Annotated in this window: 1 protein-coding gene; it reads left to right on the forward strand. The window is 45.7% G+C overall.

Annotation, left to right across the window (positions count from 1 at the left end):
• On the forward strand, positions 1-234 hold a 234-nt coding region (locus tag MRS74_RS23695), incomplete at both ends, for an alkyl sulfatase dimerization domain-containing protein (RefSeq protein ID WP_306422033.1).

Here is a 234-nt window from a genome sequence, read left to right on the forward strand (position 1 = left end):
GTAACGAAATTTCCGACTATATGGCGTTGCAACGCGACAACTATGGTTTCATCCACAATCAAGCAATGCGTCTTGCTAACCACGGGGTCACCATCCATGATGTGGGCAGAGAAATTGAACGCCTAGTACCAGAATCACAAAAGCAAACCTGGCACACTAATGGATATCATGGCTCTTATAGCCACAACGCGCGAGCTGTTGTGAACTTATATCTTGGCTATCACGATATGAACC

It is taken from the genome of Marinobacterium sedimentorum (assembly GCF_024267675.1).
Classification (GTDB): Bacteria; Pseudomonadota; Gammaproteobacteria; order Pseudomonadales; family Balneatricaceae; genus Marinobacterium_A; species Marinobacterium_A sedimentorum.